The 17,592-nt window shown below is 61.4% G+C and carries 11 protein-coding genes; 1 reads left to right on the forward strand and 10 read right to left on the reverse strand.

The window, feature by feature from the left end; translation table 11 throughout:
* Positions 1-114 precede the first annotated feature (114 nt).
* From ISP19_RS13275 to ISP19_RS13285, 3 genes are all read right to left on the reverse strand, one after another.
* Entirely contained in the window at positions 115-1,155 is a 1,041-nt protein-coding gene (locus ISP19_RS13275) for an HDOD domain-containing protein (RefSeq protein ID WP_204682856.1), read from the reverse strand.
* A gap of 228 nt (positions 1,156-1,383) precedes the next feature.
* Positions 1,384-3,318 (reverse strand): M61 family metallopeptidase, encoded by a 1,935-nt coding sequence (locus tag ISP19_RS13280; RefSeq protein WP_338082384.1) that lies wholly within the window; start codon positions 3,316-3,318, stop codon positions 1,384-1,386.
* A gap of 225 nt (positions 3,319-3,543) precedes the next feature.
* Positions 3,544-5,091, reverse strand: coding sequence for an amino acid permease (locus ISP19_RS13285; RefSeq protein ID WP_204682857.1), 1,548 nt, complete (start codon positions 5,089-5,091; stop codon positions 3,544-3,546).
* A gap of 33 nt (positions 5,092-5,124) precedes the next feature.
* Here ISP19_RS13285 and ISP19_RS13290 point away from each other — a divergent pair, with 33 nt between their 5' ends.
* Positions 5,125-5,304 (forward strand): hypothetical protein, encoded by a 180-nt coding sequence (locus ISP19_RS13290; RefSeq protein WP_204682858.1) that lies wholly within the window; start codon positions 5,125-5,127, stop codon positions 5,302-5,304.
* 205 nt (positions 5,305-5,509) lie between these two features.
* On the opposite strand, the gene ISP19_RS13295 is transcribed toward ISP19_RS13290, so the two are convergent.
* The 7 genes from ISP19_RS13295 to glk form a co-directional block, all read right to left on the reverse strand.
* Complete coding sequence (locus ISP19_RS13295) at positions 5,510-5,938, reverse strand: DoxX family protein (protein WP_239556783.1); 429 nt, start codon at positions 5,936-5,938, stop codon at positions 5,510-5,512.
* A 354-nt stretch (positions 5,939-6,292) separates the two neighbouring features.
* Positions 6,293-7,570: a sterol desaturase family protein gene (locus tag ISP19_RS13300; protein WP_204682860.1), complete on the reverse strand. Its 1,278-nt coding sequence runs from the start codon at positions 7,568-7,570 to the stop codon at positions 6,293-6,295.
* A gap of 1 nt (position 7,571) precedes the next feature.
* Complete coding sequence (locus ISP19_RS13305) at positions 7,572-8,309, reverse strand: lysoplasmalogenase (RefSeq protein WP_204682861.1); 738 nt, start codon at positions 8,307-8,309, stop codon at positions 7,572-7,574.
* A gap of 136 nt (positions 8,310-8,445) precedes the next feature.
* Positions 8,446-10,746, reverse strand: a complete 2,301-nt coding sequence (locus tag ISP19_RS13310; protein WP_204682863.1) for a beta-N-acetylhexosaminidase — start codon at positions 10,744-10,746, stop codon at positions 8,446-8,448.
* Between the two features lie 24 nt (positions 10,747-10,770).
* The gene (locus ISP19_RS13315; protein ID WP_204682866.1) at positions 10,771-12,603 is read right to left on the reverse strand and encodes a glycoside hydrolase family 9 protein; all 1,833 of its coding nucleotides are present in this window, start codon (positions 12,601-12,603) and stop codon (positions 10,771-10,773) included.
* Positions 12,604-13,035: 432 nt separating this feature from the next.
* Complete coding sequence (locus tag ISP19_RS13320; RefSeq protein ID WP_204682867.1) at positions 13,036-15,846, reverse strand: TonB-dependent receptor; 2,811 nt, start codon at positions 15,844-15,846, stop codon at positions 13,036-13,038.
* Between the two features lie 128 nt (positions 15,847-15,974).
* Positions 15,975-16,970, reverse strand: coding sequence for a glucokinase (gene glk, locus ISP19_RS13325; protein ID WP_204682908.1), 996 nt, complete (start codon positions 16,968-16,970; stop codon positions 15,975-15,977).
* Positions 16,971-17,592 lie beyond the last annotated feature (622 nt).

Here is a 17,592-nt window from a genome sequence, read left to right on the forward strand (position 1 = left end):
TAGGTTGGGTTAGCGCAGCGTAACCCAACGGATCTTCATCGAAGCGATAACCATCGTTGGGTTACGCTGCGCTAACCCAACCTACCAACTGATGATTTACATAACGGGTGACTCTCAACCCACGTAGCCGTCGTGCTGACGAAACACCCGCCGCAACTCCTGCTGTGCGCGATCCACCAACACATCCGGCAAACGATCCAGGCGGGTCTGCGCCGGTGGCGTACCCCGATCGATCACATGGTTGTCCGCCAGCATCTGGATCATCGCCAGGTGATCGGCGGCGAGCAATGCATTGCCCAGCTCGGTGGTCGGCGGCCTGGCGCGCGACTCCAGCCGTTCGCGCAGCGATTCGATCACATTCGGCGGCAATTCCCAGTGCCGTGCCGCGCGCAAGGTAAGGTGGTTGGCCATGCTCACGTACTGCATCAGGAAGTTGCGGCTAAACACGCCCAGCGTCGGCGGTGCCTCCTGATCCAGCACGCGCACCATGGCGCCGACACCTGCATTGCACACGACACCCGCCAGGTACGCTTCGAACGGATCACCATGTCCTTTCCCCAGGTACATGCTGACGTGCGCGCAACGCTCGGCGTGATCCCACAGGCGCTGGCCGGCGGCATGACCGAGCATGCCGGCCGTAGCCTGCAGGATCGGTTTCATCACATGCTGCGTCACCATCCGGCGCAGGCCGTCGTGACCCAGCAGCACGACCGCATGTTGCAGGCTGCTGATCGGCTTGGCCGTGCGGTAATGCGCGCTGCGGCTGACCCGCATCACTTCGCCCACCAGCACCGGATCGCGCCCGATCAGCTTGGCGACCTTGGTGCCGTCGGAGTTGTCACTCTTCAGCAGGCGCAGCAATTGCGGCAACACTTCCGGCAGGCGCGGCAGGCTGGTGATATCGAAACGATCGCCACCGCACAGCTCATCCAGGCGCCTGAGCATCACCTGCTCGGGCGACCTGAGTTCGACCGCCTCGGAACCGGGCATACCAAGCACCAGGCGATAAAACCAGTCCTGGACATCGGCACTGCTCAACGCCGGCGGCGACTGCTCGGCTGGCGCAGCATCTTCCGGCCAGGGCAGTACCACGTTGAAACGCGGACGTTCTTTCGGCTCCTCGCGCACGAACAGTCGCTTCCAGAATTGCCCCATAAGCCCCTCTCACCCGCCGGCGTGGGCGGAACGACTCCGCCTGACGGGATCTATATCGGCCAAAAAGTTGACGCCTTGACCCCTTGCGGCACTTGACACGAATTTTCTTGCTTTTTATGTGACGGAGTTTCCACTGGAGCAGACTCGGCCGGCTACGCGTGTGCTGCATAGCACCTACAAAAACGGCCGCCTCGAGGCGGCCGTTTGCTTTGCCGTGCGGGTGCGGCGTTATTTGCTACGCGGCGCCACGATCGCGCCGATCAGATCCTTGCCATCCGCGCGTATCAGGTGCGGATAACGCAGCCCGCCGTGGTAATCCACCTTCACCGTGTTGTACTGATCGACGTTCTTGATCAGCAACTCGATCGGCGCCTGCGAGGTTTTCGCGGCGACGATGGCGTCCTTCAGCGCATCGGTGGAGAAGTCACGACCGTTGACGGCGACGATGCTCAGACCCGGCACCAGGCCGGCCGCGAAGGCGGGACCGTTCCATTGCACATCGTTGATATGGCCACTTTGATTCACGATCAGGCCGATCGAATAGGCGAAGTTGGCGCTGTGGCGGATGCCTTCCCAGGCCTTCTCTTCCGGATTCGGCTTGTCGTCGAACACCAGCTTCCAGCCGCCGCGCTCGATGCCGTGCTCGGGCAGTTGGTCGCCGGTGTAGTCGAGGCGATCGCGCAGGAATTTCGCCCAGTCGAACGCCTGCACCTGGTTGAGCGTGTTCACCACGTCGTCGAAGGTGTAGGTCTTGGTGACGTAGCTGCCGTTGTCCATGCCGTAGAAGGCATGCGCGAAATCATCCAGCGAACGCTTGCCACCGCTGAGTTCGCGGATCTTGGTATCGACGTCCAGCCACAGCAGCTGGCCTTCGGGATAGAAATCGACGCCGCGGACCCAGTTGCTCCAGCCTTCCGAACCGTAATAGGTCAGCGGCGAGGCGTCCGCCGTGTCTTGCAGGGAGCGCCAGGCGCGGCCGGTGCGGTAGGTCATTTCGGCGGCGATATTGGCGATCGAATCGCGATACTGATCCGGCGTCCACAGGCCGGCGCGCGCGGTAAGAATGCCGCACCAGTAATCGGTGAGGCCTTCATATACCCACAACAGGTCATCCTGCATCGGTACGTTGAAGTTAGGTGTCCACAGATCGGCGGGACGGCGGAATTTGCCGTTCCACGAATGCACGAATTCGTGCGGCATCAGGCTGGCGGTGACCAGATGCATGTCGTCGTCGGTGAAGAAGTCCGCCGGCAGGCGGTCATCGCTGGACTGATGATGCTCCAGGCCGAAGTGACCGGTGTGATCGGACAAGGTCAGCAGGAAATCGTAATGACCGTAGTGATGCGCGCCGAACAGCAGGTTGGTCTGCGTGACCACCTTGCGCTGCTGTTCCAATTGCTTGGCGTTGAGCTGCACATCCTTGGCGGCATCGCCCACCACATTCAGATGCACCGGCGCGCCGCCATCAGGCGTGAGATCGACGCGGTTGAAATTCGCACCGGCAATCAACGGCGAGTCGACGAAGTTGTTGAAGCTCACCGGCTTGAAATGGGTGGTGTTGCCGGACTGGCTGTCGACCTCCAGCGCGCTGCCGAATTTCCATCCCTGCGGCAGCTGCACCGTGGGCTGGATCTGGATCTGGCGTGTGTAGTAACCGGCCGGATAGAACGCGACCTGATTGAATTCCATGTCGACCAGGTCCGGCGTGGACGAAGCACTGGCGCCGAAGTTGCTGCCCTCGCCATCACCGGGCGAAAGGAATTCGAATTCCAGATCAAGCTGGCTGGTGCCCTGCGGCACATCCAGGTGAATGGCGTACATGTCGCGCAGGTCGCGGCGCCACGGCAGCTGCTTGCCATTCGCGCGGATGATCAGGCCGGAAACGTTTTCCACCGGACCGGAAGGCGCGTGTTCGCCAGGAATCCACTGCGGATAAAACAGCGTGAACGCACCGGGCTTGACCGGAATCGTTTCATGCGAACGGAAGATGCGCTTGCCTGCGTCGGTCAGGTCGACATTGACCGTGAGCATCCCTGGATACGGTTGATCGACCAGCGTCGGCGGAGGGGTGGAATCGGACTGCGCGGCCACCATGGCCGACCAGGAACAGGCCGCGAACACCGCGGTGGCGATCAGGCTCAAACGCATCGGATGAAATTTCACAGGTGACTCCGGGCAGGCGCTGTCTGTACGGAATTCCGCGACAGCAAGTTGGCAACTAGCGCTGGTCAAACAAACACCGGCTCATGTTAGAGCCAAGGCCCCAGCCCGCTACCCCTGCCAGAGGTCATGCCAGGACAAGCCCGGATGGCAGGGTGAGCAACGGGTAGCTCGTAAGCGCATCGAAAGCTGCCAGCGCCGCGGCATCTACCCGTTGCTCACCCTTGCTTACTGCTGTTCCCGCTCCAGCCGGCTATGCCGCATGCCATAGCCGAAGTACACCAGGCAGCCCACGCCCATCCAGATAATGAAGCGCTGGAAGGTGATCCACGGCAGGCCGCCGATCAGGTGCCAGCCGTCGCCATCGCGCAGGGGCACGCCGAAGATCAGCAGCAAGGAAAACAGCACGCCCAGCGGCGCGACCAGTGCCAACGCCGGTGCGCGGAAACTGCGCTGCACATGCGGCTTGCGCACCCGCAGCACCAGCACCGCCGTGCAGATGATGATGAAGGCGCTGAGTGTGCCGATGTTCACCAGCTCGGCCACTTCGCCGATCGGCAACAGACCCGCCACTACGGCGGTGAATACGCCGAGGATCACCGTAGGCCGCGCCGGCGTGCCAAAACGCGGATGGATATGCGCGAACCAGGCAGGCAACAAGCCGTCACGCGCCAGCGCAAACCAGATACGTGCCGCGCCCAGCATGAAGGCGAACAACACGCTGGTCACGCCGATCACCGCCGCTGCCGCAATGGTGACGCTCAGCCAGTGCAGGCCGATCGACTCGAACGCATCGGAGACCGACGCATCGCCGCCCAGATGGCTGTACGGGGTGATGCCGGTCAGCACCAGCGACACGGCGATATACAGCACCATCGCCACCGCCAGCGACAGCAACACCGCTCGCGGCAGATCGCGCTGCGGATGCCTGGCCTCTTCGGCTGCCGTGGTCAGCGTGTCATAACCAAACACTGCGAAGAACACCACGCTGGCGCCGGTCAGCACACCTGCCCAGCCGAAGTGCCCGACGCCTTGCGCATCGATCACGCGCGCAGGAATGAAAGGCTGCCAGTTCGCCGTGTGCACATAGAACGCGCCGACACCCACCACCAGCAGCACGCCGATCACCTTGATCGTCACCACCAGCGTGTTGAAACGTGCGCCCCACTCGGTGCGGATGGTAAGCAGCGCAGCCACCAGCAACGACACGGAGGCGGCGATGACATTGAAGCGATGACCGTCGCTGGGAGCGGCAATTGCCTGCGCGCCATGCACGCCGAACAGCTGCTGCAGGTAGTACTCCATGGTCTGTGCGCTCATGCTCTGCTGCGCCCATTCCGGCAGATGGATGCCGGCCGAGGCCAACAGCACCTGCACATAGCCGGACCAGCCAATCGCCACCACCGCCACTACCAGCGCATATTCCAGCAGCAGGTCCCAGCCGATGACCCAGGCGACGAATTCGCCCAGCACGGCGTAACCGTAGGTGTAGGCGCTGCCGGTGACTGGAATCAGTCCGGCGAATTCCGCATAGCACAGCGCTGCGCAGGCACTGCCGAAACCGGCGATGATGAAGCTGAGGGCCACCGCCGGGCCCGCATTCATCGCGGCCTGCTGACCGGCGAGCACAAAAATGCCCACGCCGATGATGCCGCCGATGCCGATCGCCGTGAGCTGCCACAGCCCGAGCACCCGCCGAAAATCACCACGCCGGCCGGCCTCCGTCTGCAACTGCTCGACGGATTTGTGGCGCAGCATCCTGCTCAGAAAACTCATCAGCCTCTCCCCGCACATGCAAACAAAGGCCGGATGATAGCGAAAGCGCGGCAGTTGCACGGCCAATCCGGCGCTTTTCGCTGTATCGGCATGTTGCATCGCAGCTATACCGGCGTATCGCCCGCGCGTGAACATACCGATGCGTACAGCGCCGCCGTCATGGGGAGCGTGACGGCAAGCCTGCTGATACTGACGGGGAATAATTCATACTGATCCGCAGGAGGAAGCACGCCTGCGGGATCGCTTGTGCTTATTTCAGGACTGCTCGGTCGCGTGGTCGCAACGCCCCTTGTGCAGCGCGTAGGTCGGGTTAGCGCAGCGTAACCCGACAAAAATGATCCACCGGACCTCGAATGCTGCATCGCCTAGGACCCAGGGATTGTCGGGTTACGCTGCGCTAACCCGACCTACGCGCGGATCAACGCCTGTCCACGGAATACTTGCCTGGTCCGAGGATGCACAACAGCAGCAGGCCGCCGACGATGCTCATGTTTTTGTAAAAGTTGATCATGGTTTCGATGTGCGCGGCATCGGTATCGGCAATGTTCCAGTACCGGTGCCCGATAAAAGCGGTGATCACCGTATACAGTGCCAGCAGCAGGGCGAGCGGCCGCGTGTAGTAGCCGATCAGGATGGCAAGCCCGACAAAGAATTCCATGACCAGTGCGCTGAAAGCCGCGAAGGTTGGCAGCGGCAGGCCCATGGATTCCATGTACGCGGCCGTCCCCGAAAAATTCGTCAGCTTGTCCCAGCCGAAGATCACAAACAGGCCCATCAGCAGCACGCGGGCAAGCAGGATTTGTTCGTCCCTGCGTCTCTCGAAAAGTGTTGTGAATCGCATGCTCATTGTCATTCTCCTTCGGAGTGAACATTGCAGCCGGCAGCCAAGCAGCCCGCCGACCTTGTTTCATGACATGAGCGTCAGGCGGGTCGCCTGGCTCTAACTATGCGACTTGGAGCGGAACGGTCAAGCGAAATCTCTGGGGCCGGCGCAGCGCGCGCAAGCCAGCCCAAACCGTTGTTTAAATGTTATCGCTGAGGTTAATGCGAACCAGTGCGGTTTGGCTGAGCGCTGGCATATCCCGGAAGCGCCGCCTGGCGTGGGTTGGGTAGGTTGGGGTAGGTTGGGTTAGCGCAGCGTAACCCAACGGAATTCCATCGAAGCGACAAACACCGTTGGGTTACGCTGCGCTAACCCAACCTACCCGGACCTGCCCCAGGCTGCGCGCGCGGTGCTGCCATGATGCCGCTGGTATCCGGCCACACCGAGCACAGCCACTGCACTCACGGCAAATAGCGCGACCACCGCGATAACCATGCGCGGATCGAGTTGGACGTCGCCAAACCAGCGCCCGGTCAACCCGACACCTGCCGCCGTACCCACATTGCGCAGCAATTCCAGCCACAGGCCGATGCCGCGCCCCTCCATCAGCAAGCCGATCGTCCACAGACTGAAGACCAGATAGACCGCGTAAGGAGCAGCCTGGACCAGTTCCAGCTTGGGCGCCACGCCCAGGAAGTTGACGCCGATCAGCAATAGCACGCCAAAAGCCGCCAGGCAGTACAGCTTCAGCGCCAGCGATATCGATGGGTTGTAGCGTGCATGGGTGATGTCGAAATCCGCCTTGGGAAAGCGCGCCGCCACATCCGCCGGACGCCAGCCCGGCGGCTTGATCCATACGCGCAGCTTGTCCAGCCAGCTGCGCGCATGCCAGCTGTCCTTGAGCATCGCCCAATACACCTCGACATTCGCCCACAACGGATTCCAGCTTTGCAGCGGCGAGCGGGTGCCGTAGATCGGCGGGTCCTCGTCATTCTCTTCGACGAAGCTGCCGAACAGGCGATCCCAGATAATCAGAATGCCGCCGTAATTGCGGTCGAGATAACGATCGTTCACCGCGTGATGCGCGCGATGGTTGGACGGCGAGCAGAACACGCGATCGAACCAGCCCAGACGACCGATCACTTCGGTGTGGACCCAGAACTGGTAGAGCAGATCGATCAGCGCGATGACTGCAAACACTTCGGTGGGATAACCGAGCAGCGCCATCGGCAGATAGAACAGCCAGCCCAGCAGGAAACCGCTGCCGGTCTGACGCAGCGCGGTGGTGAGGTTGTAGCTCTCGCTCTGATGGTGCACCACGTGCGCCGCCCACAGCACGTTCACTTCATGCCCGAGGCGGTGCAGCCAGTAGTACAAAAGATCGTAGAGCAGCAAGCCGCTGATCCACACCCATACGCTGTCTGCCGGCAAGCTCCACCGCGCAAGATGCGTGACGCACCAGCCGTAGATGCCGATCGCGAACAATTTGGTGAACACGCCGACGACCTGCGAGATGGTGCCCAGGCCAAGGCTGTTGATCGCATCGTTGCTGTAATACACCTCGCGCTTGCGCCACTTGGCCACCAGCAGCTCGATGCCGATCAGTACAAAGAAACCTGGTATCGCCCAGGCCATGATGCGTTCGGGAGTGATCATCTCAGCCTTGCCCGCCTTTTGAATCCGCCACGCCGCCATCGACCGACGCCGCGATCAGCCATAGCGCGGCGTAGTACGTCGCCAGTATATACAGCGCCGCCCAGGGCAGCGCAGCGTGAAAACGATCCCAGGCAAGCAGGCTGTCGCTGGCCATGAACAGTACGGCGCCGGCGGCCGCGTAACGCGCCGAAAACGCCCGGCTATCGCGCTGTGCATGCAGCCAGAACGCCCGTCCCAGCGCCTGCCCGGTCATGCTCGCCAGCACGAAAACGTACAGGATGACCGGAATACGCAACCCCGCCGCTACACCCGGCCATAACAAAAACATCATGCCTGCGCCGTACGCCAGGCATGCCAGCCACGGCCATCCGCGCGCGGCGAAACGGACATCGCTGCTGAATGCTGCGATGAACAAAACATGCGCGAGCAGAAAACTCACCAGGCCCGGCACGAATAAATCGCGCGGCAGCATCAGCAAGACATCGCCAAGCAGGCAAAAAACCAAGCCGGCAACGATCCGGCGCCGATAAGCAAGCGACACCGGACGTGCCGCACGCCACGCCATAACAAGGACCAGCACGGTAGCCAATGGCTTGCACAGCCAGTGCAGCCAATGCCATGCATCCGCAGCGCCACTCGTTGCCAGTGAGCCCACGACGGCGCCCACCGCAGCGACGAGAATCAGCACGGACAAGCCGGTAACCGCGCTTGACGCGGGAGTAGAAGAAACGACGGACATGCAGCCTCCCCTGCAAATCTGTCCGTCGATCATAACCGGGCCTTGCAGCGTTGCGTGCGGCCTCAGTGTTTCAAACGTTTCGGAGTGGGAACTTACCGCGCTGGAGTAAAGCCAACGCGGTTCGCACAGGGCACATTCACGGCGTGCTTGCAGTCTTGTTGCCGGCAACCAGCGATACGCGCGCCAGCGCATACAAGGCTCCGTCGGTTGGCGCGGTATAGATGAAACAAAGCAGGTGCTCGCCGTGCTGGGGGGCGAGCGTTGCATCAAGCACAAAGCGCCGGCCACTCGTTTTCGGATCGGGCAAAGGCATGCTGGCCACGACCGGCCCATCGCAGCGATCCTGATGCACCACCAGTTCGCCAAATGGGGTGGGGTGCGGACGTGAGACCACCAGCTTCACATCATGCGCAAGTGCGTAGTTACGCTCCAGACGCACCGCATCGACATGGACCGCCGTGATGCCATCGAGCGGCGCCGACGGAAATTGCTGGCAGGCATCGAACACATTCACCGCGTACACCGGCGCCATGCTGGTGGCATCCGGCATGGGCTGCACGCGGAGACGGAAATCGCTGCCTGGGCAATTGGGCAGCTCCACGCCTTCCCGGCTCAACAGACTTGCTCGATCAAGTACGCGAGTGCGCACAGCAGCAAGCAGACTACCGTCATGCGCAAACGTGGCTGCAGCGATCGTGGCAGGAAGCTTTACATTGAATGGCTTGCTGTAAAGCGGCGTGTGCACGTCCGGCACACTGCCGTCCAGCGTGTAATGGATCTCGCCATAACCGGCCTGATTCGACAGCTTCACCGTCGCCGCGCCACGCTTCAATGCCGCGTTGGCATCCAGTTGGATATTGGCCTCGAACGCAGTATCGGCGTAGTCGATCTTCTGGACGTTGTAGCGCGCGAATTGCGCCGGCAGGCGCGACAGGAAACCGTTCCAATTAAGCGCCGACGCCGGCGACCAGACGATCTCGCTCAGCGCATCCATGCGTGGGAACACCGCATGCTCGACGTGCTGCATGCTCGGCAGGTGTTCCGTCCACACGTTCGCCTGCGCGCCCAGCACATGCACTGCCTGCGCCGCGCTCAACGTTGCCGGAATCGGCTTGAATGCATAGATGCTGGCCAGGTCGCGCACCGGGATACGGCCGGACGCTTCATCCGGCAAGTCGCTCTGCACACTGTCGAAATAGAGATCCGGCGACGGTGACATCACTACGTCGTGACCCAGTTTGGCTGCCTTGATCGCACCATCCGTGCCGCGCCATGACATCACCGTCGCATCCGCCGGTACGCCGCCATCCAGGATTTCGTCCCAGCCGATCAGGCGGCGGCCGTGCGCCGACAGATAACTGCCGATGCGACCGATAAACCAGCCCTGCAGCGCATCTTCGTCTTTCAGGTGCAGCGCGCGGATCTTGGCCTGGATCGCCGGCGAAGCTTTCCATTGATCCTTGATCGCCTCGTCACCGCCGACATGGATGTAGTGCGAGGGGAACAGCGCCATCACTTCATCGAGCACGTTGTCGATGAACTGGAAGGTGGCGTCGTCCACGTTGTACAGATAGGGATTCACGCCCCAATCCACGGAGACCGGCGGACGCTGGCCGGTGACGCCGATCTGCGGATACGAGGCCACGGCGGCCTGGGCATGGCCGGGCATGTCGATTTCCGGCACCACGGTGATATGCCGTACTGCGGCATAGGCCACGACCTGGCGGATCTGATCCTGGGTATAGAAGCCGCCATAGCGCGAAGGCTCGCCGTCATGGCCCGCATCGGGCGGCGTGCGCCATGCGCCGACCCGGGTCAGTTCCGGATAGCGCTTGATCTCGATACGCCAGCCCTGGTCGTCGGTGAGATGCCAATGCAACACATTGAGTTTGTGCTGCGCCATTTGGTCGAGCAGTTGCTCCACCTCGTCAACCGACTGGAAATGCCGCGCCGAGTCGAGCATCAAGCCGCGCCAGGTAAACCGGGGCCAATCACTGATGTGCATGGCTTGTACCTGCGCCGCACCCTGCTGCGCATCCGGCGTGAGCAATTGCCATAGCGTGACGGCGCCATAGAACATGCCGGCGTCGTCAGCTGCATCGACACGAATGCCGTGCGCGGAGACATCGAGGGCGTAGGCTTCGGCGTGCTCTGCTTTCGCCACTGGATCGCGCCGGAACACGATGGCGTTATCCGCCGCATCGCCTTCGGTAATTTTCAAATGCAGACCACGCGTGCGTCCGAGTAGATCGACCAGATATTCCGCCGATTGCCGGGTCGCGGCGTCGTGCGCAGGAATAACCACGAGCGTGCCGCCGTCCACCTTGAACGAGCCCTGCGCGAGCTTGACCTGCGCCGGCATGGGAATCAACGAGACCGGCGACGCCTGGGCGATGCCGCATAGAACCAGGCAGAGAAGAAAGCTTGCGAGTCTCATCAACACATCCCGTTATTGTGATTCTTAATCATGCGGCAGACTGACTGCGTACAGATACCACGCAGCGTGCGGCAGCCATTGCTCGGTCCAGCGCCAGTCATCGTCGCGGCCGGTCTGAGCATAGCCAAGGTTGAAGGCGATGCCATCCTCATCATTCAAGCCCGCGGTAATGCCATTGATGATGGCGCCCGGCGCACTGGTGTATTCATAAGACCGGAAGTACATGTACTGCGCGTTGCGTTGGCCGCTACCCATCAACATGCTGGTGTCATACGGATTGCGGCCGAGAATCCAGTGCAGCTGATCCCATGCGTAGGTTTCCAGCTGCGCGTGGAACACCGCGTCATCCTTGAACAAGGGCGCGGCCATGCGTGCCGCTGCGGCGAGTGACGCCAGGCGCGCGTTTTCACCCTGCCACCACGGCGCGGCTTCGCTGTCGTGCGGGAAGAAGAACGCCGTGCGCACCGTGCCGTTACCCATGCGCACCAGCTGCCGCGCATAACCGAAGGGATTATTGACCTCATCGGTAACGCGTAATTCATAGCCCAGGGAACGCTTTACCGTGTCGCGCACGGCCTGCTGCTGATCCGGTGTGGCAATGCCGGCGTATTCCAGCAAGGCCACGACCGGTAATCCCGCATCGGTCGGATGGAAGAACGGACGCGTACCGGCGTCGGCACGCCAGTAATCCTGCTGGCCGCCATGCGTGGTCAAACGCGCCATCAGGCTTTCAGCGCGATGCCGCGCCGCCTGACGCCATGCTTCGTCGTGGGTCGCGCGATACAACTCGGTGGCCGCCAGCAAGGCGCAATAGTCGTCGACGATGTTTTCCACACCGTCGTTGATCAACTCCTTGTTATGCGCATCCAGGAAGCGATAAGCATCTTCGGCAGCGCGCAGATAATCCTGGCGCGTGAAATCGCCGTCGGCGTCCATGCTGCTGGCGAGCGCCAGCGCAGCAATCGCCATGCCGCCGCCCGCGCGGAAACTTGTCTCATAGCCATGCGGACCGTGTGCCGGCACCGCCTGCTGGGTGGTGTCATTGGCGTTGCGCTTGATCTGCGTACGCCAGTTGGGATCGCCGATCACGCGATCCTGCGGCAGCTTGCCGGGACCGGGCGCATCGATCGACTGGTAGAACGAACCGTCGGGACGCTTGTCGCGCACCAGGAAATCCGCCCCGAACAGTCCCTCGTCGAGCAGGCGGCGCATATATTGGCTGAAGTTTTGATCATGCCGCGCATCCAGTTGCTGATAGCTGCGCAACAGGCTCCACACCACCAGCGGCAATTGCTGCGTATTGAAATAGGAAGTGAGGTTCTGGTGCGATAGATGGATGCCGTAGTCGCCGGTGGCGTCGTACCAGCCGCCGTGAATATCGAGCGTGCCTGGCTTGCCATCAGGCCGCGCAAGATGGCGATCAGCCTGGTCCATCAGGCCACTCGCGCGCTGGCCTTTGAAGTAGTAGATGACGTTGGAAAGCGTGTTGCGCTCCAGCACGTCGTCTTGCAGCAGGAATTCGTCGGAACGGATGCAGGTGCCGCCATCTTTGAGCACCAGGTAATAGCGCCCAGGTGTTTTCAGCGATGAGAAATCCGCGCGCCAGTAGTGCTGGCTGCCCCATTTCGCGACCGGACCGGTGTCCTGCAGGCTGCCGGAGAACACCGGCTTGTCGGTGCTGGCATCGATGATCTGAAAAGCATGCAGGGATTGCCCCGCGTCTGCCGCCACGACCGCCTGCTTGATGGCCCGCGCCTCATAGCCAACCTGATCGACCAGCACCTTGGGTTGTGCGGCCCATCCTTGCGCAGCGATCAAACCCAGGCAAACCAAAGCGAACTGCACGACAGACTTCATGCAACCACTCCTGCGAGCTACACAACAACGCCGGCATTGCCGGCGCTGGGGATAGATAGCGCCTTAAGGATGCTCTGATCTATTCCACGCACCCGGCATGACGTTCAGAAGGCCCGCAGGCTGTGTTGCGCGGCGCAGGGCAGACTGGCTGTCTGTTCAAGCTGCGCGGCACAGCCTGCGGGCCTTCTGAACGTCACCCGGCCCTTTAACATTCAAGATGTTGGGGCCGCACCGTATGCACGCCTCACGGCAACTCAACGTCTCGACATACAGCCAGTCTGCCTTCGTCGCTGAGTTGCCGTGAGGCGTGCATACGGTGCGGTGACGGGTACGTGGAATAGATCAGAGCATCCTTAACTTCCCCGCCCGGAAAAAAAGGGACCTGGCAAGATCGCCAGGTCCTTGGCGGGGAAGAAATGCGTTTGCTTTACATCAGAACTTGAAGTGCGCTTCGAGCTCGAACTGACGGCCCGTCACATACTCCTCGGACAGCTGCGTCTTGCTGCCCAGGTACGCGTAGTACTTGGCATTGAGCAGGTTCAGCATGTTCAGACTGACCGAGAAGTTCTTGCTGATCTGATAGCCCGCGGATGCATCCAGCTCCTTGAAGCCGTCGACGTAGGTCGACGGGGCACCCGCGACGTAACCGCCTGCCAGATAGTCGTCACGATAGTTGTACGACACGCTGGCGCTGTACGGTCCCTTTTCGAAGTACGGCCCGATGTTGTAGGAGTTCTTCGAGTTGTACGGCAGCCAACCACCACTGGCCGTACGGGCATCGGAGTAGGTGTAGTTCGCGCGTGCGCCGAAGCCGCTGTCGCCGAAGGCCTGCTGATAGCTCAAGGTGGCGCCCTTGACCTTGGCGCGGCCGCCGTTGATCGGCGCGGTCACGTCGTATTGGCAGATGCCCGAGGTGGTGCAAAGACCGGCGGCGATCTGCGCATTGCCTTCGCTCTGCAGATAGCCCGGCAAAGTCCAGGAACCATTGACGCGATCCTGGTAGGTCGCTGCGTTGACGATGTAGTTGAGCACGTCCTTGTAGAACACCGACGCGGCGAACACCGACTCGCTATTGAAATACCACTCTGCCGACGCGTCGAAGTTGGCCGAACGATAAGGCTTCAGATCCGGGTTGCCGGCGGTGGCGGTCAACACGGTGTCGTTGGCCTCGAAATACGGCGCCAACTGGTTGTACGGCGCGTAGGACACGGTCTCCGACGCCGCTGCGCGCAAGATGAAGTCTTGCGTGACATTCCAGGCGATGTTGGCAGCCGGCAGCCAGTTGGTGAACGACGTATTGGACGTCACCCAGCCAAAGCCCGGTCCGAAGTTACAGTCGAACGTATCAGCCGATGCGCAGTAGCCCGGAACGTTGTAGCCGGACGAGGTGAACTGCGTGTCCACGAAGCGGATGCCGAGGTTGCCGTGTACGTCGTCGTTGCCGAAGTTCGCCTGCACATAAGCAGCCTTGTTCTGCTGCTGCACCGCCCAGGTGTTGTCGAAGTAGACGTTCGCATCCTTGGCCTGGCCGAAGCCGGGCGTGCTGAGCACCGCATCCTTGATCGCATTGAAGCCAAGGGTCTGCACGTGGGTGACGAAGCTCTCGCTAAGCCCCAGAGCAGACATGCCGGACAGATCCGTCAGGCCGCCATAGCCGATTTCATCCAAGGTCAGCTGCTGCGGGCCGGTGAAGGCGTTTTCCACCTGGCTTTCCCAGTGACTGGCATAGCGCACGCCGACCAGCAGCTCGTTGAAGAAGCCGTCGAAGTCCTTGCCGAAATCAAGTTGGCCGTACGTATCGCGGGCCTTGTAGAGGCTGGTTTCCTCGTTGCCGCCCCAGCCATTGTCCGCCCAGTAGTTGGGGTTGTTGGCCGTGGACGGGTTGGTGAACTGGGCGCCGTTGTTGATGTTCCAGGAGAAGCCGCCGCCGTAATAGAGCTCCTTGATGAAGGACTCCATCGGGTTGCGCGACGAACTCACACCCAGCTGTGCGCCAAGACGCCAGCCATCGCCATAAAACGTGCCCTTCCAGTCCACACCCTTGGTGCTGACCATCGACTCGCGCGCGTAGTTATCGGAGAAGGTGGATGCGGTGCTCTTGCAGGTGGTGGTGTTGTAGCAAGGCGTACCGACCGACGTGCCGGCGACGATGATGCCGTTCGGACCCTCGGTCAGCGACGTGATGCCGCCGGGCTGGTTGGTCGCCCACGGATACATCGACTGGTTGGTGTTGTTGAGCCCGTCCTTCATGTACAGCAGGCTCAAGGTGCTTTCGAAGCTCTGGTTCGGCCGATACTGCAGATTGACCAGCAAGCTGTTGCGCTTTTCCGTCTGCTGGAAGTTCGCCGCGCTCAGCTCGTTCGGGATCTGGTCGGACGGCTTGATCAGGCCGGCGTTGATTTCGTTCTGGATGGCATTATTGCCCGCCGCCTTCGCAGCGGCATTGACCGAAGCCACGCTGCTGTAGCCGTAGTTCTCCATGCCTTCGCGCGAGGTGAACTCCTCATAGTGCTGCGCGGAGAAGTCGACACCGAAGGTCTTGTCGGCGTTGTGCCAGGAATAGAACACCGAGCCGTTGGGACGCTGGTTGCCGACCATGTCGTTGTAGTTGGAGCCGAACGAACCGCTGAGCGTATTGGCCGGCACGTCAAGCGGCTGCACGGTGTGCATCAGCACGGTGCCGCCAAGGCTGCCTTCGACGATGCGCGCTTCCGGGCTCTTGATGATTTCGAGCTGGCCGAGAATTTCCGGCGGCAGCAGCGAGTAGTTGAAGCCACGGTTCGGGTTGTCACCGAACAACCAGATCGCCTGCGCGACCGGGTGGTTGTCCAACAGGCTGACGTTGAGGCTCGGATCCATGCCGTCGATGCTGACGCGCTGGGTGCCCGGAATGCTGCGGTCAAGCGTGACGCCCGGAACCTGCGCCAGTGCTTCGGCGACGTTGGTGGCCGGGAACTTGCCGATGTCTTCGGCGGTAATCGCATCGACAATGGCGTCAGCGTTGCGCTTGGTATCCATCGACGCCTGCAAGCTGGCGCGGATACCGGTGACGGTGACCGTAGCCAGCTGCTTGGCATTGGCTGCACTGCTCCCGCTGTTCTGGGCGGTGTCCTGGCTCCTGGTCAACGCGCCGACGCCATTACTGGTCGTCGTCGTTTGCGTCGTGTCCTGTGCGTGTAGCGCACCGGACAGACATAGGCCGGCGAAAATGCTCGCGGCAAGCAGGGTCTTGCGATGTGACATGGCTTCCTCCCCTCAGAGGCGTTTCAGCTACGGAAAATGTTCGCGGCATGCCCGTGCTGTATGGCTATGGGCTTGCGCCCGGTTGGGTTCAATTAACCTCGTTCTCTGTTACTACCTACGCGCACTCGTCAATGAGTGTGCTGAGCGTCCAAATACAGGCCAGCAGCGCCGATAACCCCGAGCTGGCCGTGCTCCATCAGTCGTACAGGTACTTGTTGCAAGAAAGGGCGCATCACGCCCTTGTTGAAAAAGCGCTCGGCGAAGGTGCTCGCCAGCAACAGCTCGCGGATCTGCGGCAGGATGCCGCCTGCGAGAAACACCCCGCCGCGTGCGCCGTACAGCAGCACGAGATCGCCAACGAAACTGCCCAGCAATCCGCAGAACACATTCAGTGCTTCAACGGCGGCTGCATCGGAACGCTCCAATGCGCTGCGCGTAACGTCCGACGGCATCTGCAGGCCCGGCGTCGCGCCGCGCAGCGTGCAGATGGCGTGGTAGAGATTGATCAGGCCAGGGCCCGAGAGTGCATGTTCGAAAGAAACGTGTGCGCGATCGCGTGCCAGCAGGCGCAGAATTTCTATCTCCAGCTCATTGCCGGGCGCCAGTGCGACCTGGCCGGCTTCGGTGGCCAACACGGTAGCGTGTGGCCTGCCCGGCAAAAGCACGGCAGAACCCAAACCGGTACCCGGCCCCATCACCAGCACCGGTCCTTCAACTTGCGGCGCACTGGTTTCGATCACCGGCGCCGTATCGGCCTGGGTCATGAACTGCGTGGCGTAAGCCACCGCTTCGAAATCATTGATCACTGCCAGCTTGGCGATGCCGAGTGATTCACGGATATCCCGAATCGACACCGGCCACGGCAAGTTGTCGTTGACGATGGCGTCACCCAGCACATAACCGGCGCTGGCCACCGCGCACTGTTCGACATGCGTGCCGGCACTGAGCTGCGAGACGAAATCTTTCAGCACCGCGGTCAGGCTGGGCCATTCGGCGCAGGCGTAGCGGCGGTATTCCAGCAACGTAACGGGGCGATGGCCATCCGGCCGCGGGCTAACCAGCCCGATGCGCGCATGCGTGCCACCGACATCGGCGGCCAGAAAGGCCGATTCCGGTGATGACATCGTTTGCGCATTGCCACGTACGACAGCCTGAGCCACGCCCCCTCCTTCATGTTTTCGCCGTGCCCGTCCTACGAAGTCCGTAGTGCCCGTCCCATGCACGTCTTTGTTGGCGGAGTCTGGTCACGAATGACAACGCTGTCAACAGGTCGTAAAGAATGCCTTCAAACGGCGTTTGCGGCGATGCGGGACGCCCCGGCACATGGCTACAGACCAAACCATTTAAGCATTTGAGTTACAATACATATTTCTTAGTGCCACCGTGCCGAAAGACCTACTTGCGAAGGTGCTGCAACGCACCACATGCAAGGTCTGGACGTGGTCGGATGACGCATGTTGCCGCGGGACTTTCTTCACCATCGATTGACAACGTTATGCCTTGAGGACAATAAAGGTCGGCACAGCGGTGTCGCACGACAGTCGTCGGCATCGGGTAATCCACGGGGAGTGTTCATGTCATCCACCACGTACACCGCCGACGCGCAACGCACGTCGACACTGCTGCCGATGACGATCATCGGCGTGCTGTTTTTCATCATGGGCTTCTTCACCTGGCTCAACGGCCCGCTGATTTCGTTCGTGAAGGTGGCTTTTACGCTGGATGACATCAACGCGTTCCTGGTGC

The sequence above is a fragment of the Dyella flava genome, from assembly GCF_016904955.1.
GTDB lineage: Bacteria > Pseudomonadota > Gammaproteobacteria > Xanthomonadales > Rhodanobacteraceae > Dyella_B > Dyella_B flava.

Excerpts from the sequence above, each read along its gene's own strand:
- ISP19_RS13275 (WP_204682856.1), bottom strand. The coding sequence starts at position 1,155 with ATGGGGCAATTCTGGAAGCGACTGTTCGTGCGCGAGGAGCCGAAAGAA.
- ISP19_RS13285 (WP_204682857.1), bottom strand. The coding sequence starts at position 5,091 with ATGAGTTTTCTGAGCAGGATGCTGCGCCACAAATCCGTCGAGCAGTTG.
- ISP19_RS13290 (WP_204682858.1), top strand. The coding sequence starts at position 5,125 with ATGATAGCGAAAGCGCGGCAGTTGCACGGCCAATCCGGCGCTTTTCGC.
- ISP19_RS13295 (WP_239556783.1), bottom strand. The coding sequence starts at position 5,938 with ATGAGCATGCGATTCACAACACTTTTCGAGAGACGCAGGGACGAACAA.
- ISP19_RS13300 (WP_204682860.1), bottom strand. The coding sequence starts at position 7,570 with ATGATCACTCCCGAACGCATCATGGCCTGGGCGATACCAGGTTTCTTT.
- ISP19_RS13305 (WP_204682861.1), bottom strand. The coding sequence starts at position 8,309 with ATGTCCGTCGTTTCTTCTACTCCCGCGTCAAGCGCGGTTACCGGCTTG.
- ISP19_RS13310 (WP_204682863.1), bottom strand. The coding sequence starts at position 10,746 with ATGAGACTCGCAAGCTTTCTTCTCTGCCTGGTTCTATGCGGCATCGCC.
- ISP19_RS13315 (WP_204682866.1), bottom strand. The coding sequence starts at position 12,603 with ATGAAGTCTGTCGTGCAGTTCGCTTTGGTTTGCCTGGGTTTGATCGCT.
- ISP19_RS13320 (WP_204682867.1), bottom strand. The coding sequence starts at position 15,846 with ATGTCACATCGCAAGACCCTGCTTGCCGCGAGCATTTTCGCCGGCCTA.
- glk (WP_204682908.1), bottom strand. The coding sequence starts at position 16,970 with ATGTCATCACCGGAATCGGCCTTTCTGGCCGCCGATGTCGGTGGCACG.